The following is a 14,692-nucleotide window of genomic DNA, read 5'->3' on the forward strand; positions in this document are numbered from 1 at the left end:
GCTGCAGCGGCGGCTGCCGGAGCTGCTGCCGGCGCAGCTGCGGCGCCGGCGCCTTCGGCGTCAACGATCACGACCACCGAGCCTTCGGCAACCTTGTCGCCGAGCTTGACGCGAATTTCTTTGACCACGCCGGCGTGGCTGGATGGGATTTCCATGCTGGCCTTGTCGGATTCGACAGTCAGCAGGGATTGTTCGACTTTGATGGTATCGCCTACCTTGACCAGGACTTCAATGACCTCGACTTCTTTGAAATCGCCGATATCCGGTACTTTTACTTCGATTTGACTCATCTCTTGCGCTCCGTTTGTTCTGGATCCAGTTCGCCGCATGGGGGATACGCGGCGTCGAATTTATGTCCACTCATGTTGAAGGCGGCTTGCCGATATTACATGACAAGCCGCCTTACGGATGATTCAGGCCCAGCAGATTTCCAACATTATTGGGTCACTGGATTTGGTTTTTCCGGATTGATGCCGTACTTGGCGATCGCTTCGGCAACCACGGAAGGCTTGATCTTGCCTTCGTCGGCCAGCGACTTCAGCGCAGCCACGGTCACATAGTGACGGTCGACTTCGAAGAACTCGCGCAGCTTGGCGCGGGTGTCGGAACGGCCGTAACCGTCGGTGCCCAGCACCTTGTAAGTACGGCCCTTCGGTACGAAGGCGCGGACTTGTTCGGCGTAGGTGCGCATGTAGTCGGTCGAGACCACGATCGGGCCTTCGGTGCCTTCCATCGATTGCTCGAAGTGGCCCTTGCGCGCGGTGTCGGCCGGATGCAGCATGTTCCAGCGTTCGATGTCCTGGCCGTCGCGCGCCAGCAGCGTGAACGATGGTGCGGACCAGACGTCGGCGTCGACCTTCCAGTCGTCGCGCAGCAGATCGGCGGCGGCGATGACTTCGCGCAGGATGGTGCCGGAGCCTAGCAGTTGCACGCGCAGCTTGTTCTTCTTGCCGCTTTCGTTCAACAGGTACAGGCCCTTGATGATGCCCTCTTCCTGACCCGGCTTGATGCCTGGATGGCCGTAGTTCTCGTTCATCACGGTGATGTAATAGAACACGTCTTCCTGGTTGCCGACCATGCGGCGCAGGCCGTCATGGATGATCACGGCGACTTCGTGGGCGAAGGTCGGATCGTAAGGCACGCAGTTCGGGATCGCGGAAGCGAACACGTGGCTGTGGCCGTCTTCGTGCTGCAGGCCTTCGCCGTTCAGCGTGGTGCGGCCGGCGGTGCCGCCGATCAGGAAGCCGCGGGCGCGCATGTCGCCGGCAGCCCAGGCCAGATCGCCGATACGTTGCAGGCCGAACATCGAGTAATACGTGTAGAACGGAATCATGATGCGGTTGTTGGTCGAGTACGAGGTCGCCGCAGCGATCCACGAGCTCATGCCGCCTGCTTCATTGATGCCTTCCTGCAGAATCTGGCCGGCCTTGTCTTCGCGGTAGTACATGACCTGGTCTTTGTCGACCGGTTCGTACAACTGGCCGACCTGGCTGAAAATACCGATCTGGCGGAACAGGCCTTCCATACCGAAAGTACGCGATTCGTCGACCATGATCGGCACCACGCGCTGACCCAGGCTGCCGTCGCGCAACAGCGCCGTCAGCACGCGCGAGTACGCCGCGGTGGTCGAGATTTCACGGCCTTCGGCGGTCGGCTCCAGCATGACCTGGAATGCCGACAGTTCCGGCACGACCAGTTTTTCGTCGGCTTGCGGACGGCGTTGCGGCAGGTAACCGCCCAAGGCTTTGCGGCGCTCGTGCAGGTATTGCATTTCCGGCGTGTCTTCGGACGGCTTGAAGAACGGGATGTCCGGCAGCTCGGCGTCGGAGATCGGCAGTTGGAAGCGGTCGCGCATGGCCTTGATGGCTTCGTCGTCCAGCTTCTTGGTGTTGTGTGCGGTGTTGCGCGCTTCGCCGGACTTGCCGAAGCCATAGCCCTTGATGGACTTGGCCAGGATGACGGTCGGCTGGTCCTTGCTGTCCTGCGCAACCTTGAACGCCGCGTAGATCTTGTGCGGATCGTGGCCGCCGCGGGTCAGGCGCCAGATGTCGTCGTCGGACATCTTGCTGACCATTTCCAGCAGCTTCGGATGCTTGCCGAAGAAGTGCTTGCGCACGAAGGCGCCGTCCTTGGCCTTGTAGTTCTGATATTCGCCGTCGACGGTTTCCATCATCACTTTTTGCAGGATGCCTTCCTTGTCCTTGGCCAGCAGCTCGTCCCAGCCGCTGCCCCAGATGACCTTGACGACGTTCCAGCCGGCGCCGCGGAAATCGGATTCCAGTTCCTGGATGATCTTGCCGTTGCCGCGCACCGGACCGTCCAGGCGTTGCAGGTTGCAGTTGACCACGATGACCAGGTTGTTCAGTTTTTCGCGGCCGGCCATGCCGATGGCGCCCATCGATTCCGGCTCGTCCATTTCACCATCGCCGCAGAAGGCCCAGACCTTGCGGTTGTCGGTCTTGGCGATGCCGCGTGCGTGCAGGTACTTCAGGAAACGCGCCTGGTAGATCGCCATCAGCGGGCCCAGGCCCATCGACACGGTCGGGAACTGCCAGAATTCAGGCATCAGCTTCGGATGCGGATACGACGACAGACCGTGGCCGTCGGCTTCGCGGCGGAAATGGATCAGTTGGTCTTCGGTCAGGCGGCCTTCCAGGAACGCGCGGGCATAAATGCCTGGCGAGGAGTGACCTTGGATATACAACAGGTCGCCGCCGTGGTCTTCGGTCGGGGCGTGCCAGAAGTGGTTGAAACCGATGCCCAGCATGTTTGCCAGCGAGGCAAACGAGGACAAGTGGCCGCCGAGGTCGCCGTCGACGCGGTTGGCCTTGACGACCATCGCCATGGCGTTCCAGCGCATCCACGAGCGCAGGCGCTCTTCGTATTCCAGATTGCCCGGACAGTGTTCGCCCTGATCGGCGGGAATCGTGTTGACGTAAGCGGTATTGCTGGAAAACGGGATGTGGGCGCCGCGACGGCGGGCCAGATCGACCATGCGTTCCATCAGGTAATGTGCGCGTTGCGGGCCTTCTGCCTCGATCACGGCTTCGAGGGCGTCGAGCCACTCTTGCGTTTCAATCACGTCGGGATCGTTGGCGGCTTGCGCCAGGACTTGGTCGATTTGGGCTGACATGTACGTCTCCTGAGTTGATGGGGATCGGCGGGGAAGCCGGATCGTTAAGCTGTAATACGTTGCAATACGCCGTCACACGATTCTTTTTGCCAATACTTTACGGTCTTTGTGCCGCGTGGACGAGGCATTTTAACAGGGCTTTTTGCATTTTCAAATAGCGATATTTGATTTCATATTGTGGTAAATTGCTGCAAAGCGGTATAAACAGGCGCTCTCCTGCCAGGCGTTTTTTGACTCCCTCTATTAAAATCGTGCTGCGACGCTTTATTGCAGCGCACCGAAACTGCCCGCAAAGCCCGATTCCATCTTTTTTGTTTGCATGAGAAAAATGCATTCGAACATCAGTATTAATCGTTTTGTAAGCCGCAAAGAGCGCCTTAAGATGCCTCCATCTCATCAAGGAAGGCCAGCAGACGACCATGACTACCCCTGCCCGCGACAGCAATCTGCATCTCCTGCTAACTTCGGCATATCAAAACAACAACACCGTCCAGCGCCTGTTCGACCTGCTCGAGGTGCCGGCATCGACCTTGCTCCCCGTGTCGGTCAGCGTCACGCGGCTCGAACTGGCGCAGGCGCTGAACATGTTGCTGTTCGACAAACTGTTGCAGGAAGTCCCGGCCGGACGCGACTACGTCGCCGATGCGGCGGCGGCCGGCACCAGGATCTGCTTCGACCATGGCGCGGTGCGCACCGTGTTGCGCGGCAAGGGCAAGGCATCGTCCTTCCCCGACGGCGAAGCCTTGTTCACGCGCATGCTGCTGCCGCTGGGCTACCAATTGGCCGGCCTGTATCCGCTGCCGCGCATCAACATGACCGGCCACGTCTACAGCCACATCGACGATCCGGAAAACATTGCCCAATTCTTCGTCAGCGAACTGCATCCGGAAAAATTCTCTCCCGCGTTCCAGCACACCGTCGATGCGCTGCTGGCGACCTCGCGCGATCCGCTGCACGCCGACATGCTGGCCCTGCTCGACCAACTGGCCGCAGACGGCGCCCTGCCGATCACGTCCGCGCAACGCCTGTTGCCTGCGATGCTGGGCTGCTTTGCCCGCCACCATGACCTGCCGACCTTGCCGCAATATGAAGCGCTGCGCGCCGAATCGGCCGAAATGGCCTGGATCTCGACCGAAGGCAATGTCTTCAACCACGCCACCGACCGCGTCGCCGACGTCGTCGCCACGGCCGAACGCCAGCGTCAACTGGGCCGACCGATCAAGGACGAGGTCGAAGTCTCGCGCAACGGCCGCGTGCGCCAGACCGCTTTCCGCGCCGGCAAGGTCGGCTACCGGCTCAAGGACGCCGGCGGTGCGCTGGTCGACGTCAGCGTGCCGGGCTCGTTTTACGAATTCATCTCGCGCGACTCTTATATAGATGACGCCGGCGTCAGCAAGCTCGACCTGACGTTCGACAGCGGCAACGCGCAGGGTATTTTCAAGATGACAGGCGCCGCAGAAAATGTTGCAACGGGAACCGGCGACAATGTCTGCTGAGTCGGCGCTGGAAAAAATCGCCGCACTGCTGGGACCGCACGGCTGCATCACCGAGCCCGCAGCACGCGCGCCCTATGAACACGGCCCGCGCTACGGCGCCGGCACCGCGCTGTGCGTGGCGCGCCCCGCCGACGTCGCCGAAGCCGCCGAACTGATGCGCTGGTGCGCAGCCGAAAAAATCGGCATCGTCCCGCAGGGCGCCAACACCGGCCTGGTCGGCGCGGCCTCGCCCGACGTTTCCGGCCGCCAGCTGGTGCTGAGCATGGAACGCATCAGGGGCGTCATCGACATCGATCCGGTCGACGGCGTGATCCAGGCCTGGGCCGGGACGCGGCTATCGGACCTGAATCAGGCGCTGGAACCTCACGGACTGTGCTTTCCCATCGATCTCGGCGCCGATCCCTCGGTCGGCGGCATGCTCGCGGCCAATACCGGCGGCGCGCGACTGATCCGCTACGGCGATGTGCGCCACAACACGCTGGGCTTGCAAGCGTTGCTGATGCAGCCGCCTGGCGAATTGCTCGAACTGGGCAACCGCCTGCGCAAGAACAACACCGGCCCCGACTGGAAGCAACTGTTCATCGGCACCGCCGGCAGCTACGGCATCGTCACGCAAGCCGTGCTGCGCGCGCATCCCTTGCCGCGTCAGCGCGCCACCGCGCTGGTGGTGCCTTCTTCACCGGAAGCAGCCTTGCGCTTGCTGCAAGACGCGGAACGTGAATTCGCCGACTTCCTCAGCGCCTTCGAAGGCATCTCGCAAAATGCGCTGGAGTCCGTGCTGCGCCATCTGCCGCAAACCGTCGCGCCGTTCCATCCCGCGCCGCCGTATGCGCTGCTGATCGAATTGAGTTCGTCGGCCACCGCCAGCGATCATTTCAATCTGGACCAGTTGTTCATGAACTGGCTGGAACGCCATTTCGACGACGCCATCGTCGACGCCGTGGTGGACAAACCCGAGACGCTCTGGCGCCTGCGCCACGCCATCAGCGACAGCGTCAAACAGGAAGGCAAAGTGGTCGCCTTCGACATCTCGGTGCCGCGCTCGCGCATGGCCGCCTTCCGCGAAGAAGCGCTGGCGTTGATCGCGCGCGACTTTGCCGGCGCCGACGTGTACGACTTCGGCCACTGGGGCGACGGCGGCGTGCATTTCAACATCGCCATCGCGCCGGCGCGGCAGGAACACTTTCCGCCGCCGCGCATCGACGCCCTGCGCACCGCCGTCTACGACCTGGTGGTGCACGGCTATCGCGGCAGCTTCAGCGCCGAGCACGGCATCGGGCCGTTCAACCAGCATTATTACTATCGCTATCTGGGACAGGCGCAGCAACGATTGGCCGCACGTCTGCAGCCGGCGTTCGATCCGCATTATCTGCTCGGCAATACACGTTTCGGCTGAACACATCCGCGACATGCCCTCACCAATCGCGTTGAACACGGGAGCGTTGCCATGACAAATACTCATGGCAATGGTGGCACCGCTGGCACCGCTTTTGCTATAGTGCGAGGTCATCCTTCCAGCGGATTCCGCTCCATGCGCCGATTCATCCCATCCACGTCCTGCCTGATCGCCTTCGACACGTCGGCGCGCCACCTGTCGTTTACCAAGGCTGCGCACGAACTGCACATGACGCAGGGCGCGGTGAGCCGTCAGGTCGCGATTCTGGAAGACTATCTGAACGTCAAGCTGTTCGAGCGCATCAACCGCCGCCTGATCCTGACCGAACCGGGCCGCGACTATGCGTCGCAGGTGTCGAGCATCCTCAAGCAGATCGAGATGGCGACCTTCCAGGTGATGACCTACAACAGCCTCGCCAGCGTGCTCAACCTCGCGATCCTGCCGACCTTCGGCGTGAAGTGGCTGATCCCGCGCCTGACCAAATTCGCCGCCGCCTACCCCGACGTGCTGCTCAACCTGAGCACGGAAGTGCTGCCCTTCGATTTCAACACGCGCCAGGTCGACGCGGCGATCCATTTCGGCGAGCCGGACTGGCCCGATACCGTGATGGTCCGCCTGATGGGCGAAGAAGTGCTGCCGGTCTGCAGCAAGGCCATGAACGACCGCATCTCCTCGGTGAGCGACCTGGCCGACATCACCTTGCTGCAGCACACCACGCGGCCGCAAGCCTGGCAGGACTGGTTCCGCCACGTCGGCGTGGATTGCCCCAACGCGCTGGCGGGACCGCGCTTCGAACAACTGGCGATGGTGATCCAGGCGGCCGTGGCCGGCATGGGCGTGGCGCTGATGCCCAAGTTCATGGTCGAAACCGAGATCAGCCTCGGCCAGTTGCACGTGCCCTTCCCGTTTGCGGTCAAGAGCCCGCAATCGTATTACCTCGCCTATCCCGAAAAGAACGCCAGCAAACCCGCCGTCATCAAATTCCGCGACTGGATCCTGAGCGAATTGCAGGCCGGCTGATCCACTCCTGCATCCGGTTCGGGAAAATCGGCTCAAACACACTAAAAGTCATGTTGAGACAGCCGGACATGCTATTTCCACAATGCATTAAAGTGGTGCAAAAAGACTGACGACAACGCTCTGCCACTTTCTGAAAAAACCACTCAACGCTATGTAGCAAGGCGTTTAGCGCGGCATTGCATTTGATGCATCGCACCATCGCAGCGCACATCGCCCGCCTCCCGACGAACATTTTCGTGCATTAGCAAATGTAATGATGTCGTGACATTTTTTGATTTTAAAAAACCGCGCATTATTCCTTATACTCGGTCGTCAAATGCTCGTACCCACTCAGCCACAAAGGAATTCCATGCCATCTTCCCGTCTCTTCGCCACCCTGGATTTCGATCTGTCCGCCTATACCGGCAGCGATCTGACAATACGTTCGCCGCGCGACGGGCAATTGCTTGCCACCCTCAAGACGCACACCACGGCGCAGGCCGAAACCGCGCTGGCCAACGCCCAGGCCGCCTTCCTCGCCTGGCGCGAAGTGCCGGCGCCGGTGCGCGGCGAGCTGGTGCGCGTGCTCGGCGAAGTGCTGCGCGAACATCGCCAGGCGCTCGGCGAACTGGTCACCCAGGAAGCCGGCAAGATCCTCTCCGAAGGTCTCGGCGAAGTGCAGGAAATGATCGACATCTGCGACTTTGCCGTCGGCCTGTCGCGCCAGTTGCACGGCCTGACCATCGCCTCCGAACGTCCCGGCCACCGCATGATGGAAACCTGGCATCCGCTGGGCGTGTGCGGCGTCATCACGGCCTTCAACTTTCCGGTGGCGGTGTGGGCGTGGAACGCTGCACTGGCACTGATCTGCGGCAATGCCGTGGTGTGGAAGCCATCCGAAAAAACGCCGGTCGTGGCACTCGCCGTGCAGGCGCTGTTCGCCAAGGCGGTCGAGCGTTTCTCCGCGCAACATCCGAACGTCGTGCCGGCCAACCTGTGCCAGATCCTGATCGGCCATGCCGAGATCGGCGAAGTGCTGTCGCGCTCGCCGCTGGTGCCGCTGGTCAGCGCCACCGGCAGCGTGCGCATGGGCCGCAAGGTCGCCACCGTCGTCGCCGAACGTCTCGGCCGCAGCCTGCTCGAACTGGGCGGCAACAATGCCATGATCGTGGCGCCCTCGGCCGACCTCAGCCTGGCGCTGCGCGCGATCACCTTCTCCGCCGTCGGCACCGCCGGCCAACGCTGCACCAGCCTGCGCCGCCTGTTCGTCCACAGCAGTATCCATGACCAGGTGGTCGCGCAGATCAAGCGCATCTACGCCAGCGTCAAGGTCGGCGATCCGTTGCTCGCCGATACGCTGGTCGGCCCGCTGATCGACAAGGCCGCTTTCGACGCCATGCAAAGCGCCTTGCAACAGGCGCGCGGACAAGGCGGCGAAGTCACCGGTGGCGAACGCGTTGACATGCTCGGCGTGCTCGGCGACGGCGTGTATGTCCGCCCGGCGCTGGTCTGCATGCCCGGCCAGACCGCGATCATGCATCACGAAACCTTCGCGCCGATTCTGTACGTCGTGAAGTACGACGACCTGGCCGACGCCATTGCGCTCAACAATGCCGTGCCGCAAGGCTTGTCGTCGGCGATCTTCACCAACGACATGCGCGAAGCGGAAACCTTCGTCTCCGCCGTCGGCAGCGACTGCGGCCTGGCCAACGTCAACATCGGCACCAGCGGCGCTGAAATCGGCGGCGCCTTCGGCGGCGAAAAGGAAACCGGCGGCGGCCGCGAATCCGGCTCCGACGCCTGGAAGAACTACATGCGCCGCGCCACCAACACGATCAACTACAGCAAGACCTTGCCGCTGGCGCAGGGAGTGAAGTTCGACATCGACTGAACGCCGCTTGCCCGTCACCGCGCCATAGAAGAATAAACAATCGCAAGATCAGCACCAGATCAGCAATACATATAGCCACCGGAGATGCATTGATGTCGTTCCTCAAGTTGGAAAACCTGTCCAAGCGCTACGGCGATTTCACCGCCGTGGAAAACCTCGACCTGACCGTCGAAAAAGGCGAGTTCGTTTCCTTGCTGGGTCCCTCCGGCTGCGGCAAGACCACCACCTTGCAGATGATCGCCGGTTTCGTCGAAGCCAGCGCCGGACGCATCCTGCTCAACGGTCGCGACATCACCAACGAGAAGCCCAACCGGCGCGGACTGGGCATCGTGTTCCAGAGCTATGCGCTGTTCCCGCACATGACGGTGGCCGACAACGTCAAGTTCGGGCTGGAGATGCGCAAGGTCGGCGCGGCGGAAAGCGCCGAACGCGTCAAGCAGGCCCTGGCGCTGGTGCATCTGGATAAATTCGGTCATCGCTATCCGCGCGAGTTGTCGGGCGGCCAGCGTCAGCGCGTGGCGCTGGCGCGCGCGCTGGTGATCCAGCCGCCGATCCTGCTGCTGGACGAGCCGATGTCCAACCTCGACGCCAAGCTGCGCGAAGAAATGCAGATCGAACTGCGTGAAATCCAGCGCAAGGTCGGCACCACCACCATCATGGTCACGCATGACCAATCCGAGGCGCTGTCCATGAGCGACCGCGTGGTGGTGATGGAAGCCGGCCACGCCGTGCAGATCGGCAAGCCGCTGGAGACCTATGAAAACCCGGTCAACGCCTTCGTCTCGCAATTCGTCGGCAAGGCCAATCTGCTGCCCGGCACGGTCGAATGGGTCAGGGACGGCGGCGCCGGCGTGCGCGTCGGCAACCATGTGCTGGAAGTGCAAGGCACGTCCCTCGCGGTCGGCGAGCACACCACGCTGTGCATCCGTCCCGAAAAAATCGAATGCTGTACCGAGGCGGAAGAACAACTGGGCGGTGTCGTCGCATCCAGCTTCTTCCTCGGCAATCAATGGCTGTATCGCTTCGAGACCGATTGCGGCGACATCCTGGTGATCCTGAAGAACAACGGCCAGACTTCCTGTCAGCCGGGCCAGCGCGTGTCGCTGCGCTGGCCGACGTCCGCCATGCGCGCCGTCGGGCCGGAGTCAACGCGGAGCGCTCATGTTTAAGAGCGCGGTCCCCAAACCCAACCGGCCCAAGCGCTCGCTGCCGTATGTACTGACGGCCCCGGCCACGCTGCTGTTCGTCACCATGGTGCTGGTGCCGCTGCTGCTGACCGCCCTGCTCGCGCTCAACAGCTACGACGACAGCGTCGGCATCAAGTCCACCTACGACCTGCACAATTACCTGGCGATCTTCGGCGACGACTATTACCTGCGCATTTTCTGGCGCACCTTCTGGATCGCCGGACTGACCACGCTGATCTGCATCGTCGTCGGCGCGCCGGAAGCCTACGTGCTCAGCCGCATGGGCCGCAAATGGCGGGCCTTCTTCCTGATCGTGATCCTGGCGCCGCTGCTGGTGTCGGTGGTGGTGCGCGCGTTCGGCTGGAGCATGCTGCTCAGCGCCGACGGCCTCATCAACCACGCCTTGCAAGCCCTGGGCATGGCGCCGGTGAAGATGCTCTACACCTCCGGCGCCATCGTGGTGGCGCTGGTGCACGTGATGCTGCCGTTCATGGTGATCCCGGTCTGGACCGCGCTGCAGCGGCTGGACCCGACCGTGGAACACGCGGCCTTGTCGCTCAATGCCTCGCAGGCCACCGTGCTGCGCCGGATTTTGCTGCCGCAGGTGGCGCCCGGCGTGCTCTCGGGCAGCCTCATCGTATTCGGCCTGAGCGCCAGCGCCTTCGCGATTCCCGGCCTGCTGGGCGGACGTCGCCTGAAGATGGTCGCCACCACCGTGTACGACGAATTCCTCGGCTCGCTCAACTGGCCGCTGGGCGCATCGATCGCCATCGTGCTGCTGGTCGCCAATCTGATCATCATGATGACTTACAACCGGATCCTGGAACGCCGCTATTCCAAGACCCTGGGCTGACGGAGACACAAGAACATGCGACGCAACGGTCCGATTGCCCTCCTCTTTCACACGCTGGTCGTGATCTTCGTGCTGGCGCCGCTGGTGCTGGTATGCCTGGTCGCCTTCACGGCGCAAGACACGCTGTCCCTGCCCTTCACTGCCGGATACGGCGCTTCCCTGCGCTGGTTCAAGGCGGTGTTCGACCATCCCGACTTTTTGCAATCCTTCTACAACAGCCTGCAACTGGCGCTGATGTCGGCCACGCTGTCGGTGTGCATCGCGCTGCCCGCCGGCCTGGCGCTGGGGCGTTATCGCTTCCCCGGACGCGACGCGCTCAACGGCTTGTTCCTGTCGCCGCTGATCATTCCTTCGCTGGTGCTGGGCGTGGCCTTCATGCGCATGTTTTCGGTGATGGGCATCACCGGTTCGTTCTTCTGGCTGGTCGTCGCGCACACCGTGGTCATCACGCCTTATGTGCTGCGCATGGTGCTGGCGGCGGTGATGGGCATCGACCGCAGCAGTGAACAAGCGGCGCAGTCGCTGGGCGCGGGACCGTGGACGGTGTTTCGCCGCATCACGCTGCCGGCGATCCTGCCGGGCCTGAGCGGCGGCTGGATGCTGGCTTTCATCAACAGCTTCGACGAGCTGACGATGTCGATCTTCGTCACCACGCCGGCCACCGTGACGCTGCCGGTGCGCATGTACATGTACGCGACGGAGTCCATCGATCCGATGATGGCGTCGGTGTCGGCGCTGATGATCCTGATCACCGGCGGCGCCATGCTGATCCTTGATCGCCTGTACGGCCTCGACAAGATTCTCATCGGAGAACGCGTATGAGCCTGCTGAAGCGCGTTGCGGAACAGGAGCGCAAAAGCGTTTCGTTCTGGCTCGACGGCAAGGCGCTCAGCGCCCGCGCCGGCGACAGCGTGCTGACGGCGGTGCTGACGCAGGCCGGGCAATTGCGCCGCACCGAATTCAGCGGCGCGCCACGCGCCGGCTTTTGCCTGATCGGCTGTTGCCAGGATTGCTGGATGCGTTGCGAAGACGGCCAGGCCGTGCGCGCCTGCACCACCGAGATTGCGGAAGGCATGCGCTTGCTCAGCGGCGTGGCTCCGATAACAGGAGAAAACGCGGGAGAGGCCAAGTGAGCGCGTCCCCGGCATCCCCGCAAATCGTCATCGTCGGCGCCGGACCAGCCGGCGTACGCGCGGCACAAACGCTGGCGGAAGCCGGCCTGCGCCCGATCGTCATCGACGAAAACCGTCGCGCCGGCGGCCAGATCTACCGCCAGCCGCCGCCGGGTTTCGTGCGCTCCAAAAAAGAACTCTACGGTTTCGAAGCCGCCAAGGCCGAAGCGCTGCACGGCAGCTTCGAGCAATTGCGCGCAAAGATCGACTACCGTCCCGACACGCTGGTGTGGAACTGCACGCCCAGTCAACTCGACCTGTTGCATGCGCAGCGCCATGCCGAGCAACCGTACACGCACCTGATCCTGTGCACAGGCGCGCTCGACCGCGTCATGCCCTTCCCCGGCTGGACGCTGCCCGGCGTCTACACGCTGGGCGCGGCCCAGGTCGCGCTCAAGGCGCAGGGCTGCGTACTCGACGGCCGCGTCGTCGTCGCCGGTTCCGGTCCGCTGCTGTATCTGCTGGCCTATCAATACGCCAAGGCGGGAGCCGACGTCGTCGCGGTGCTCGACACCGCCCGCTTCGGCGGCAAGCTGCGCGCACTGCCTGCGCTGCTGCGTCAACCGGCGACCTTCGCCAAAGGCCTGTACTTCATGGGTTGGTTGCGCGCCAGGGGCATTCCGCTGTTCGACGGCGTCGACGACATCGCCGCCGACGGCAAGCAAACCATCCAAAGCCTGCGCTGGACACGCAAGGGCAAGACCACCGAAATCGCCTGCGATGCGCTCGCAACCGGCTTCGGCCTGCGCTCGGAAACCCAGCTGGCCGAACTGGCCGGCTGCCGTTTCGTCTTCAACGAACTCAACCAGCAATGGCTGCCGCAGCGCGATGACGTCGGCCGCAGCAGCGTGCCCGGCGTCTATCTGGCCGGCGACGGCAGCGGCATCGCCGGCGCCGACGCCGCCGAACTGAGCGGACACGCCGCCGCACTGGCCTTGCTGCAAGACCTCGGACTGCCCGCGAACGCCGCCGCCAAAGCTGCGGCGGAGCAGGAAAGCCGCCGGCTGGCGCACGCCCTGCGCAGCAACCTGCAATTCCGCCAGGGGCTGGAAACCGCCTTCCCGACCGCCGTGCACTGGGCGCGCGATTGCGCCGACGATCTGGTGATCTGCCGCTGCGAAGAAATCACCGCCGGACAATTGCGCCGCAGCGTGCAGCAGGAAGGCACCGTTGAAATCAACCGGCTCAAGGCGTTGACGCGCGTCGGCATGGGTCGCTGCCAGGGTCGCATGTGCGGCGCCGCGGCCGCTGAAATTCTGGCCCACGCGACCGGCGTCAGCGTCGCCGAAGCAGGCCGCCTGCGCGTGCAGGCCCCTGTCAAGCCGATACCGGTCAGCGTGGCGCTGGCTGCGGAAGAGCAGGCATGAGCAAGCTGACTGACAACGTCATCGACACCGACGTCGCCATCATCGGCGGCGGCCTCATGGGCACGTCGGCGGCGCTGGAACTGCGTCGCCAGCAACGCTCGGTGGTGGTGCTCGAACAAGGCTGGTGCGGCGCGCAGGCCAGCGGCGTGAACTACGGCGGAGTGCGCCGCCAGGGCCGCGCCGCCTGCCAGTTGCCGCTGTCCCAACGCGCGCACGCGATCTGGCGGCGGCTCGGACAAACCATCGGCAGCGACGGCGAATACATCGCCTCCGGTCATCTGAAACTGGCGCGCAGCGACGCCGACATGCAAGAGCTGATCGCCTATCGCGACATGGCGGCCGCCTACGGACTGGAACTCGAACTGCTCGAACCCGACGCCCTGCGCCGCCGCTATCCCTGGATCGGCGACAAGGCCCATGGCGCATCATTGTGCGCCGAAGACGGCCACGCCAATCCGCGCCTGATCGCCGCTGCCTTTGCACGTGCCGCCGAACAGGCCGGCGCGCGGCTGCTGCAACAGAGCGCGGTCGAAGACTTTCGCTTCGACGGCAATTATTTCCTGCTGCAAAACAGCCGCGGCGTGCGCGTGCGCAGCCGTTTCCTGCTCAATTGCAGCGGCGCCTGGGGCAAGGAAATCGCACAACGTTTCGGCGACACCGTTTCCGAGCAGGCGATCTATCCCAACATGTGCGTCACCGAGCCGCTGCCGCCCTTGATGAGCCTGAGCCTGGGAGTAGTCGGCGGTGCGTTTTATGCGCGCCAGGTCGAACGCGGCAACGTCGTGCTCGGCGGCGGTCGCGGCGACGGCAACCTGGCGCTCGACGCCACGCGGCCGCGCACCAGTTCAAGCTTCAAGGCCCTGGCCGCGCTGACCGAGATGGTGCCGGCGCTGCGCAACGCACTGGTGATCCGCACCTGGAGCGGCGTCGAAGGCGAAACACCCGATCACCAGCCGGTCATCGGCCCGAGCGCCACCACGCCCGGCCTGTTGCATGCATTCGGTTTTTCGGGCGCGGGATTTCAGCTTGCGCCGGCCGTCGGCGAGGTGCTCGCCGAACTGGTCACCAAAGGAGAAAGCAGCACCCCGATTGAGGCGTTTTCAATCAGGCGCTTTGCCGCCTCGCAAGAGCAGGCATCGAAACAAGAAGAGTCAAAGGTTTAACCATCCGTTCAAGTTGAAAAGTTTGAATTCCCCGG

At 63.3% G+C, this 14,692-nt stretch carries 13 protein-coding genes; 10 read left to right on the forward strand and 3 right to left on the reverse strand.

Translation table 11 applies throughout. The annotated features are described in order from the left end of the window. From PMI16_RS02750 to PMI16_RS25670, 3 genes are all read right to left on the reverse strand, one after another. Positions 1 to 290: biotin/lipoyl-containing protein (locus PMI16_RS02750; RefSeq protein ID WP_007876190.1), on the reverse strand; the 290-nt coding region annotated here is incomplete at its 3' end. 146 nt (positions 291 to 436) lie between these two features. Further along, on the reverse strand, positions 437 to 3,133 hold the full coding sequence (aceE, locus tag PMI16_RS02755) for a pyruvate dehydrogenase (acetyl-transferring), homodimeric type (protein ID WP_007876191.1): 2,697 nt from the start codon (positions 3,131 to 3,133) through the stop codon (positions 437 to 439). A 97-nt stretch (positions 3,134 to 3,230) separates the two neighbouring features. Next, a complete protein-coding gene (locus PMI16_RS25670; RefSeq protein WP_157212506.1) occupies positions 3,231 to 3,554 on the reverse strand; it encodes a hypothetical protein in 324 nt (107 codons plus the stop codon). On the opposite strand from PMI16_RS25670, the gene PMI16_RS02760 reads away from it, so the two are divergent. The 10 genes from PMI16_RS02760 (at position 3,553) to PMI16_RS02805 (ending at position 14,657) form a co-directional block, all read left to right on the forward strand. Continuing rightward, the gene (locus PMI16_RS02760) at positions 3,553 to 4,629 is read left to right on the forward strand and encodes a DUF1338 domain-containing protein (protein WP_007876193.1); all 1,077 of its coding nucleotides are present in this window, start codon (positions 3,553 to 3,555) and stop codon (positions 4,627 to 4,629) included. The two genes, PMI16_RS25670 and PMI16_RS02760, sit on opposite strands and share 2 nt — an antisense overlap. Then, positions 4,619 to 6,025, forward strand: a complete 1,407-nt coding sequence (locus PMI16_RS02765) for an FAD-binding oxidoreductase (RefSeq protein WP_007876195.1) — start codon at positions 4,619 to 4,621, stop codon at positions 6,023 to 6,025. Before PMI16_RS02760 ends, PMI16_RS02765 begins: the two co-directional genes overlap by 11 nt. A gap of 135 nt (positions 6,026 to 6,160) precedes the next feature. After that, on the forward strand, positions 6,161 to 7,045 hold the full coding sequence (gcvA, locus tag PMI16_RS02770) for a transcriptional regulator GcvA (protein ID WP_007876197.1): 885 nt from the start codon (positions 6,161 to 6,163) through the stop codon (positions 7,043 to 7,045). A 349-nt stretch (positions 7,046 to 7,394) separates the two neighbouring features. Next, positions 7,395 to 8,915, forward strand: coding sequence for an L-piperidine-6-carboxylate dehydrogenase (gene amaB / locus PMI16_RS02775; protein WP_007876199.1), 1,521 nt, complete (start codon positions 7,395 to 7,397; stop codon positions 8,913 to 8,915). Between the two features lie 92 nt (positions 8,916 to 9,007). Continuing rightward, a complete protein-coding gene (locus PMI16_RS02780; protein WP_007876201.1) occupies positions 9,008 to 10,084 on the forward strand; it encodes an ABC transporter ATP-binding protein in 1,077 nt (358 codons plus the stop codon). Then, positions 10,077 to 10,955, forward strand: coding sequence for an ABC transporter permease (locus tag PMI16_RS02785; RefSeq protein WP_007876206.1), 879 nt, complete (start codon positions 10,077 to 10,079; stop codon positions 10,953 to 10,955). Before PMI16_RS02780 ends, PMI16_RS02785 begins: the two co-directional genes overlap by 8 nt. Positions 10,956 to 10,970: 15 nt before the next feature. Beyond that, entirely contained in the window at positions 10,971 to 11,777 is an 807-nt protein-coding gene (locus PMI16_RS02790; RefSeq protein WP_007876208.1) for an ABC transporter permease, read from the forward strand. Further along, entirely contained in the window at positions 11,774 to 12,088 is a 315-nt protein-coding gene (locus PMI16_RS02795; RefSeq protein ID WP_007876211.1) for a (2Fe-2S)-binding protein, read from the forward strand. Before PMI16_RS02790 ends, PMI16_RS02795 begins: the two co-directional genes overlap by 4 nt. Beyond that, positions 12,085 to 13,494, forward strand: coding sequence for an FAD/NAD(P)-dependent oxidoreductase (locus PMI16_RS02800; protein ID WP_007876213.1), 1,410 nt, complete (start codon positions 12,085 to 12,087; stop codon positions 13,492 to 13,494). The genes PMI16_RS02795 and PMI16_RS02800 overlap by 4 nt, the downstream gene beginning before the upstream one ends. After that, complete coding sequence (locus PMI16_RS02805) at positions 13,491 to 14,657, forward strand: NAD(P)/FAD-dependent oxidoreductase (RefSeq protein ID WP_007876215.1); 1,167 nt, start codon at positions 13,491 to 13,493, stop codon at positions 14,655 to 14,657. The genes PMI16_RS02800 and PMI16_RS02805 overlap by 4 nt, the downstream gene beginning before the upstream one ends. The last annotated feature ends 35 nt before the right edge of the window (positions 14,658 to 14,692 follow it).

Origin of the sequence: Herbaspirillum sp. CF444 (genome assembly GCF_000282135.1) — a bacterium.
Taxonomy (GTDB): domain Bacteria; phylum Pseudomonadota; class Gammaproteobacteria; order Burkholderiales; family Burkholderiaceae_D; genus Herbaspirillum.

Coding starts and splice junctions, on each gene's coding strand:
- aceE (WP_007876191.1), bottom strand. CDS start 3,133: ATGTCAGCCCAAATCGACCAAGTCCTGGCGCAAGCCGCCAACGATCCC.
- PMI16_RS02760 (WP_007876193.1), top strand. CDS start 3,553: ATGACTACCCCTGCCCGCGACAGCAATCTGCATCTCCTGCTAACTTCG.
- PMI16_RS25670 (WP_157212506.1), bottom strand. CDS start 3,554: ATGGTCGTCTGCTGGCCTTCCTTGATGAGATGGAGGCATCTTAAGGCG.
- PMI16_RS02765 (WP_007876195.1), top strand. CDS start 4,619: ATGTCTGCTGAGTCGGCGCTGGAAAAAATCGCCGCACTGCTGGGACCG.
- gcvA (WP_007876197.1), top strand. CDS start 6,161: ATGCGCCGATTCATCCCATCCACGTCCTGCCTGATCGCCTTCGACACG.
- amaB (WP_007876199.1), top strand. CDS start 7,395: ATGCCATCTTCCCGTCTCTTCGCCACCCTGGATTTCGATCTGTCCGCC.
- PMI16_RS02780 (WP_007876201.1), top strand. CDS start 9,008: ATGTCGTTCCTCAAGTTGGAAAACCTGTCCAAGCGCTACGGCGATTTC.
- PMI16_RS02785 (WP_007876206.1), top strand. CDS start 10,077: ATGTTTAAGAGCGCGGTCCCCAAACCCAACCGGCCCAAGCGCTCGCTG.
- PMI16_RS02790 (WP_007876208.1), top strand. CDS start 10,971: ATGCGACGCAACGGTCCGATTGCCCTCCTCTTTCACACGCTGGTCGTG.
- PMI16_RS02795 (WP_007876211.1), top strand. CDS start 11,774: ATGAGCCTGCTGAAGCGCGTTGCGGAACAGGAGCGCAAAAGCGTTTCG.
- PMI16_RS02805 (WP_007876215.1), top strand. CDS start 13,491: ATGAGCAAGCTGACTGACAACGTCATCGACACCGACGTCGCCATCATC.